At 38.1% G+C, this 9081-nt stretch carries 4 protein-coding genes; 1 reads left to right on the top strand and 3 read right to left on the bottom strand.

All coding sequences use genetic code 11. The features are described from left to right. The 3 genes from SLH46_RS10110 to SLH46_RS10100 all read right to left on the bottom strand — a co-directional run. On the bottom strand, nucleotides 1-2469 hold a 2469-nt coding region (locus SLH46_RS10110; protein WP_320281062.1), incomplete at its 3' end, for a SprB repeat-containing protein. Between the two features lie 293 nt (nucleotides 2470-2762). Then, on the bottom strand, nucleotides 2763-3401 hold the full coding sequence (locus SLH46_RS10105; protein ID WP_320281061.1) for a response regulator transcription factor: 639 nt from the start codon (nucleotides 3399-3401) through the stop codon (nucleotides 2763-2765). A gap of 420 nt (nucleotides 3402-3821) precedes the next feature. Then, complete coding sequence (locus tag SLH46_RS10100; RefSeq protein ID WP_320281060.1) at nucleotides 3822-4505, bottom strand: response regulator transcription factor; 684 nt, start codon at nucleotides 4503-4505, stop codon at nucleotides 3822-3824. Nucleotides 4506-5033: 528 nt separating this feature from the next. Between SLH46_RS10100 and SLH46_RS10095 the strand changes: the two genes are divergently transcribed. Continuing rightward, the gene (locus tag SLH46_RS10095) at nucleotides 5034-9041 is read left to right on the top strand and encodes a PKD domain-containing protein (protein ID WP_320281059.1); all 4008 of its coding nucleotides are present in this window, start codon (nucleotides 5034-5036) and stop codon (nucleotides 9039-9041) included. The last annotated feature ends 40 nt before the right edge of the window (nucleotides 9042-9081 follow it).

Raw genomic sequence — 9081 nt, 5'->3', positions numbered from 1 at the left:
GGCCTGGGTCAGGTAATCACAGTGGTCTACCTCCATATCTTCAGGTCCGTCTACATCGATAGCAGTAGCGGCATTTACAGTAAAGGTGGCCTCACAGCTATCCTTAGTACCACAATAGTCGATAACAATAATTTCTATTGTAGTATCTCCTCCACAAGCGTCTGGAGCCAATAACTGGGTAATATCAACTACTACATCATTTATTTTATAAACTGTATCCTGGTATGGTAAAGTCCCACCAGAAACAACAAACATGGTATCCAGCCAATTTTCAAAAGCCGTTTGAATATCAGCCTGTAGCTGACAAGAGGCTTGTGTATTATCCTTACAGTCAATAACAACAGGATTAAAAGGTGGTTGTGTTATTGAATCACCACATTCAGAAAATTCAGTTGGAGCAAGATTATTATAAATATTTACAGTATAACGCCCTACCGGCATATTATACAAAGTATCAGTTGCCAACGTATCTCCTGGTGAAGTAAAAACAATATTAGTATCAATAGGAGTTATACCAGGTCCGGTACCTTCGAACCAGATAAAAGTGTACTGACTTGCTAATGGTCCAACATCTTCTTTTGTTTCAGCCCAAACTATACCGCTTGAGCCTCCATAGCAATCATTATCTATTGCATATACATCACAAGTTGGTGCGGAAAAATCAAATTCAACGGTATCCTTACAAATTGAAGTACATCCATTAGCATCAGTTACCTCAGCTTCGTATATGCCGCTTCCCAACCCTGTTATGGTTTGGCTTGTTCTTCCATCAACAATTGTATCTCCTTCCAAAGTAAACCATTTGTATGTATATGGTTCGGTTCCACCATTAGGTTCTACAGTTGCGGTTCCATCTCCCGCACCAAAATAAGTTTCGTTTGTGGCAGTAACAACACACTCCGGATCACCATGTAAGGTTACCGAAAATTTATTTACAGCGACACAATCATCGTAGTCAATATTCCTTACCCTTGCCCAAATTATATAGGTAGTATCGGGATTAATAGATGGCAAGCTGAAAGTTTGAGGAAGAATAGAATCTGGATCATAATTTACAGCACTCAAAGAATCTGTAAAAAATTTAAGGTCTGTACCATCGACATTTACAATTCCTCTGCCCAAATTAATACTTCTGGATTCTGCAATTTCTTCTAATGCAGAATAACAAGTATCAAAACTTGCTGTTTGCACACTTGTTTCTACTCTGAATCCAAATGGGAATGGTCCCGAATAATCTTTTAACTCGGCAGTAAAAGAAGAAGAAGAACGCGTTTTCACCATTAACGTTCCCAATAATTTATTACACGGATCAAGTCCGCCGTAACTGCCAAGTCCCAATGAAGTTAAATTAATGGCAAATTCAGTATATTGAAGTTCTACTGCTTCATCGGTCATATCTTTTCCGTCTAAAGTTCCCCATGGTGGTCCTAAAATTGGATTATCAACATTTATTAACGAATAGGCAGAAACAACAGCCGGACTAGCAGTATCCACTTGAATCTCGCCATATCCATAACCTGTGCCATCTTCATCATTAAATACACCGGGTACCATCATAAAGTCCACATCTGAGACCGTACCATAAGCAACCAGACTATCAAACGCAGTCTCTGCCATCCACAAACGTATAGATACCATGGGGCGTGTTCCACCTTTTTCATAGTCGACGCTTACGATTAAATCTCCGGGATCTCTAACATCCAAGGCACTTTCTCCAGAGTCCCAATCAAAGTTCCATGCATTATGGCCACCTTCAGTTCCCGTATTAACCAATTTGCCGGTGACCGGATTTGTCGTCACTTCATTTTGAAAAAATTCAAAATCACCATGTGAGTTTCCATCTGTAGAAATGGTAGTAAACCCACCAATTCCCCAAATATCGCCATCCAGTTCAGTTCCTTCCCTTCGCATGTGCCCAAATACTTCAACCAAGTCGTTTTTAGGAGGTGTGCCACCGGGGCCAAGATCCCAGGTTGAGGGATCTTCTCCGTTCTTGTTTGATCCGGTATAAAAGGTTGTTGAATCAGTAAAATTCCCAATCGAATTCCAGTCCCTGTTGTATACAGCATCAATCCAAGTATTACCATTAACAGGAGCGTTGTAACCAGCGTTCATACCCAGTACAAAAGAGTAATTATGGTTATTCATAATTGCGCTTCTAAATGCTGCTGCACCAGTTGTATCGATGACAGCCGCACCTGCTCCTGGATCAATATCAAACCAGTCATCAGTTCCAAGACCTACATCTCCAGCAGTAACAACCAAAGTATCCGCATACATATCTGCATCGATACCGAATTTGGCTGCAACATGCTCTCCTTGTGTAATAATTTGCCCATAACTGCTGGGGGTCATAAATATGGCTAACAGCAATATCATTATACCACTGCTCCAACATCGGAACAGCCATTTTTTTAAAAACGACAACGAGAAATCTTTTCCCGCAGGTTCCAAGTAATTTTGTTTCATAAATGTAATTTTGAAGAGTTAAAATAATTTTGAAAACCAAGTTTGTTTTAGTCTTTGCTTTACTTAATTATCTCCACCTTCAAAAAAGAGAAGTTTAAACTTCTACGCGTCCTAAACGTATTCGTCATGATTATTCAAAATTACCTCTGGGGCAAGACGTAATTTCTACCCTTATTTATCATTTCATTACAACTCTTTCGAAATTGTTATAACAAGTTACTACAAGATTAAATGGAATTCAATCGGGAATATTACGGAAATTTATGACGATTTTATCGTCGCAAAAACGAAAATTAATGCAGATTGTTTTGATACGCAAATTCAACCATTTCAGCAGTAGATCGTACGCTTATTTTTGTTTGAATATTTTTTTTATGCGATTCTACTGTGCGTGGACTTATATTTAACTTTGCCCCAATTTCTTTATAGGTATATCCCTTACAGAATAATTTAAGAATTGTTAGTTCCCTATTAGTAAGTATCTTTTTATCCTCGTATGTGGCATTAATTTTTTTCGTTTGCAAATAGCGTTTTAATAATTGCCATACACGTGGAGGGAAATGGTCTTCTCCGTTCTTTAAAGACTTTATCGCATGTGACAGGTTCTCAGCCTCTGAATCGTTAAATACAAATCCATTAACCCCAAGGCTGATGTATTCTTCAAAAAAATCGGAATAATCAGTGCTTACCACCAATAGAATTGGCGTGCGTGAGGTTTTTCGTCTGATCTTTTTAATCGTGCTTATCCCTTCATCCAGGCAATGGATAATATCAATAATGATTATATCCGGTTTATTTGCCTTCAATTTATTCAGAAAATCACTGATAGTTTTTGATTCAAACACAATATCACACTCCCCTGTATCTTCCAGTACCGATTTTATGCCGGAACAAAAAAGTGAATAGTTTTCCAATATGGCGATGTAGCACATAATAACCCCTATTTTTTATCATTAAACACTCTAATTGGTATAGTACCAATAACACCAGTGATTCATTCATTGCGAAATTTTGGGGAGGGGCTTGGAATTACGTGAATTCAAAATACAATATACCACTTTTTACTTAGATGGTCAATCCGTAATTTTCCGTAAAAAAAATCGTATAAATATACAAATAAAACACTTGCAAGTATTTTAATTTCTGTGTTATAAAATTCATTTTATTAGTAATGATTGATCTAAATACCGTTGAAATACTGAGGCATATAGTACAAACTCTCATTCCTCCAGATATATAAGTAAAGAGTAGTTTGACGCAAATAAGCAGATAAACAAAAAACATTTCACGTTATTGAGTAGATGCATTGGCTTAACGAAAGTGATTGTATCATTTAATTAAAGAAAAAAATTTCAAACAATATTATTTTTTACTGCATAAGCAATCAGTTCTTTAAGCGATCCCAGCTCAAGTTTAGCCAGTATATTATTTTTATGTGATTCCACTGTACGAGGACTTATATTCAACTCCTCTCCTATTTGTTTATAGGAACTGCCGTGGGCAAATAACTTTAGGACAGCCATTTCTCGTTCGGTGATCTTTCTAAGATTATCATTTCCTTTTTGGGGGTTGCTACTAAAAGATTTCAATTCCGATTCATTTAGACCAAGATACCTTTCGCCGGCCAGGACTTTATTACAGACAACAATTAATTTAGACATGGACTCTGTGGACCAGACTATTCCTTTAATTCCATTCATAACACATTGCACAACCACCTGGTCAACTTTTTTCGCATTAAACAGTATAGTTGCTGTTTCGGAGGGCAATTGTTGAAGAAACTCCGTTATTGGAATTATTTTTTCGATGGAAAGTCCGGCATTTAATAAAACCAAATCTGCTTGAGGCAAAATTGTTGATGCTTGTAGTTTTTCAAGGGTTGAAATTTCGGCAACGATTTGAAATCCCGATTCATCATTAAGCAACAGGTTTAATGCTTCTCCACAAAACACATTATCATCAACCAATACTATTTTCTTACTTTCAGTCTGATTCATCACTTCATTTACAACGATAACTTTGAATAAAAGTTCCACATTACTGAAAATTAGTCGGTTAAAAACACATGATTATTGTTCCTCTAAAGCTGAAAATTACTGTGAGAAAAACTTAGCTGAACGATCAAAATTACTGGTAACTCTAGGCATTTAGACTTTACATAAAAATCCGAATGTTCACTATATCAAACACTTACACCACATATTGCAATTTTTTTATGTTTTTTTTTCATTGGTAATGCCGAGCTGAATACTTAGTAAATACAGGCAGTTTAAGCAGAAACTAACACTTAAGAAATTTTCTAAATAGCGTGCTGTTAAGAAAATCTATTGCATATTAATAATCAGCGATTTAGATTTACATCGCAAACCTTTTTAAATAGTACTGATTAAGTAGACGCTTTTGTTTCCAAGTATTATATTTTTTTGAAAGGACAAAAAGTCTAGCTACGTGTGATTAAGTTGTGATAAGGATTCTATCCATTAGAATTTTTATAACATTTTGAGAGAAATATCAATGCATATCATTGATAGAGGAGAAGTTATGGACCACTATTAAAAACAAAAATGAAAAGACCAGAGTTAGTGTTGCTAATGCTATTTATAGCATTAATTGGAAAAAGTACGTTTGCCCAAAATTCACCATTTAAACTCGATGGCAATGAACATCAGTTGTCAAAAATTGATGAATCATACTCAGTTTCAACTGAAATAAAGCCATTTAATGGACAGGGTAAAAAGATCTATGGCCTTGCGGCCAGCGCTGAAATCGATTTTACATCTGCAAATGGTGTTGTAAGATTGGTGTTGCTTGACAACAATTTTAACGAATACCTTTTGCTGGAAAGTTATCCATCAATTGACGGAATAAAAGCTACGTTTGAAGGACATGCTGAAGAAACTGCCTTATTGGACGGTATTACTCCTTACGCCATTGAAATTGAAGTAAAAGATGCTTCAATTCATCTTCAGCAGCTCTCTTACGCGACAAAAGGTGATGTAATTTCAGATTACAACAAACAAAAAAAGGAAAAACAATCTGCCCAAAACTCGGACAAGATTAAACGTTTGAACCAAAATCTGAAAGCTAATGGACAGCACTGGGTGGCAAGCGAAACCAGCGTTTCGCAATTAAATTACGGCCAACGTAAAAAATTGTATGGTTCTAGTACCTTCCCTGCCGGTTTTGAATTTTATGCCGGCGGTGTTATTTCAACAAGTGCATCAGAAGAAGAAAGCTCTACAGGTTTAAAATCGGCAACAACATCAAGCCCATATATTAATGAATGGGATTGGCGTGACCGCCACGGTAAAAACTGGATAAGTCCAGTTAAAAACCAGAGCTCATGTGGGTCGTGCTGGGCATTTGCAACAGCAGGGGCGACAGAAGCTATGGTTAATGTATTCTATAACCAACAAATAAATCTCGATTTATCAGAACAGGAACTAATCTCCTGTAGTGGAGCAGGATCATGTTTGGGTGGAAGTCCAAAAGACGCACTCGATTATATTATTAGTAATGGTATTATTGATGAAGCTACTTTCCCCTATCAAAAAGCAGATATTTCTTGTGAAAATAAGGGAACTAATCCATCTGAGTTAATAAAAATAGGTGGAAAAATTGGCTTTAATGGATATACAGGTACAGAAGATGACCTGAAAAAGTTGCTTATTGATAAAGGCCCTTTAAGTGGAGGTCTTGCCGATTGGAGCCACGCTATGGTTCTAGTTGGATATAAGGTAGTTGAAGAAGGTGATATTTTTTACTATCGCGATTTGTCATTAGCACGCTACTGGATTGAAGTTCAAGCTGGCGATCCTCTTATTGGAAAAACAGTTTGGATATTTAAAAATAGTTGGGGTGAGTATTCAGGTGATTATGGCTATGTTTATGTAGAAACCAATATGAGTAATATTGCCGGAACATACGCCATCACAACACCAATAACCAGTTCTGTTAATAATTACGAAGTTCAATGCACCGATGCAGACGGCGACGGATATTACTGGTGGGGTTTAGGAGAAAAACCAGCTAATTGTCCGCCATGTCCGGATCTGGCTGATGGTGACGATACTGATCCAACAAAAGGGCCGCTTGATGAATATGGATATTGTACTCCTCTTGGCGGTGCACCAATCGCTGATTTTACATCAACCAGCACAACTGTAAACAAGGGACAAAGTGTTAGCTTTACAGACCTGACAACAAACGCTCCAACCTCTTGGAGCTGGACGTTCGAAGGCGGAACTCCATCAACATCCACTGAACAGCATCCAACAGTAGCTTATACCACAACAGGTAATTTCAGTGTGAGCCTTACAGTTAACAATGCTGAAGGTAGTGATACTAAAAGTGTAACCTCTTTTATTACTGTTACAGAACCGGTTTCTGCACCAGTTGCAAGTTTTTCGGCAACGCCGGCTACAATTAACGAAGGTTCAGAAGTTTCTTTTACCGATTTAACAACCAACGACCCAACAGCATGGAGCTGGACTTTTGAGGGCGGTACTCCGGCTACATCGGAAATCCAAAATCCTAAAGTGGTTTATAGCACTCCCGGAACATATAATGTTACCCTTGCTGTTACCAACTCAGGAGGTACCAATACAAAAACCATTACAAATTGTATACAAGTTGTTGATACCGTTGAAGCTCCCGTTGCAGCTTTCACCACTGACAATACAACTATTTCAGAAGGACAGTCAGTTACATTTACAGATCAGTCTACAAATACACCAACATCGTGGAGCTGGACATTTGAAGGAGGTGCTACGGCTTCCTCTACTGAACAAAATCCAACAGTTGTTTATGCTACTCCGGGTGAGTATAGTGTAACACTTATTGCAACCAACGATGGTGGTTCTAATTCGGTAACCAAGAGTGCATTTATAACTGTTCAGGATACCCTCGAAGCTCCAGTTGCTGATTTCAGCGCTGATAATACTTCTGTTTTGGAAGGTAGCGAAATTTCATTTACTGATAAGTCGACTAATACACCGGCATCGTGGAAGTGGGTTTTTGAAGGTGGCAGTCCATCTATATCTACCGAAAAGAATCCGAAGGTAACTTATAATTCATCAAACAGTTACAAAGTTTCGCTTACCGTAACAAATGCAGCAGGCAACCACACAAAAACAGTTGAGAATTACATTACAGTTGAAGCGTTACCAGAACCTGATTATTGTGTTCCAACACCTGATGCAACTGATGAATGGATTGCAGAGGTACACATGGGAGACAACAGCTATAGTTCTGGTTCAGAAGGATATGCTGACAATACCGCGACAAGCTTTAATTTTACAGCTGGAACCAATACCAGTTTCAATCTTGTTCCCGGTTTTAGCGGCAGAAGTAGTTTTGAATATTGGGGCATTTGGATTGATTTCAATTCAGATATGAATTTTACGGAAGATGAAAAGGTCTTTACTTCGTCGAAATCAAAATCATCGGTTAGTGGCACAATCTACATTCCACAGACAACTGTTACCACACGGATGCGGATTGCCATGGGAAGCTCTAGTCCAACAGCATGTGATTTTACAGGTTCGGGAGAAGTTGAAGATTATACCATTGTTATTTCAGAACCGGTTTCTCTTCCTCCTGTTGCTGACTTTAGTGCCAGCTCAACAAGTATTGGAGCGGGCCAAACTGTTCAGTTCACAAATATATCTGCGAACGAACCAACAAGTTATCAATGGTATTTTCCGGGAGGTACTCCTTCAGAAAGCACAGAAGCAAATCCAACGGTAACTTATGCTACCGCCGGCACTTACGATGTTACACTTGTTGCAAACAAAACCGGATTCACATCTTCAGAAGTAACTTTAACGAATTATATCACCGTTACCGAAGAAGAAGTTACTCCTACCCCTTCGGGCTATTGCGAACCATCTCTGATAAGCAGTACACTTTATTATATCAAAAACGTAAATATTGGTAATGAATTAAGTGTTAGCAGCTATGGCGATGGTTATTCATATGATTCGAATCCTTTCACGTTAAACGCTGGTGGCACTTATACGGTCGACTTAACACCAAGTAAAACAACCAGCCGCAATTTTTGGCGAATCTGGATTGACTTTAATAACGATGGAGATTTTGATGATGCCGACGAAACTGTGCTGGCATTAAATAACAAAAAGGGTTCAATTTCAGCGAGCATTTCTATTCCTACCTATGTTACGGAAACAACTCGTATTCGTATCGCGATGAAAGTTGGAGCTGCTCCGGCATCCTGCGATGATGACTTTATGGGAGAAATTGAAGATTACCTGGTTGCGTTCGCACCTCAAATGATGCAAGCGTCGAATCCTCAGGAATCATATGAATCGCTTGTAGAGATGAATCTAAAAGTTTATCCAAATCCAACCACCGACTGGCTGAACTTGCAGTTATCGGATATTACGGAACAAGCTTCGTATGAAATTTACAATACTGTTGGGAAAAAGGTAGCAGAAGAGCTAATTGACGCTCCTTTGACAAAAATTAATATGAGCAATAAGTCTCCCGGCATTTACGTGGTGGTGGTAAAAACCGAATCGCAGACATTTAATGAGAAAATTATTAAAAGATAAGTACTAGCAACACTTACAACTCTGAGAAGGCAGGATACTA

This window comes from Draconibacterium sp. IB214405 (assembly GCF_033963885.1).
GTDB lineage: Bacteria > Bacteroidota > Bacteroidia > Bacteroidales > Prolixibacteraceae > Draconibacterium.
The sequence above is the reverse complement of the archived record's forward strand: the minus strand, read 5'-3'. Positions and strand labels throughout refer to the sequence as shown.

Excerpts from the sequence above, each read along its gene's own strand:
- SLH46_RS10105 (WP_320281061.1), bottom strand. The coding sequence starts at position 3,401 with ATGTGCTACATCGCCATATTGGAAAACTATTCACTTTTTTGTTCCGGC.
- SLH46_RS10095 (WP_320281059.1), top strand. The coding sequence starts at position 5,034 with ATGAAAAGACCAGAGTTAGTGTTGCTAATGCTATTTATAGCATTAATT.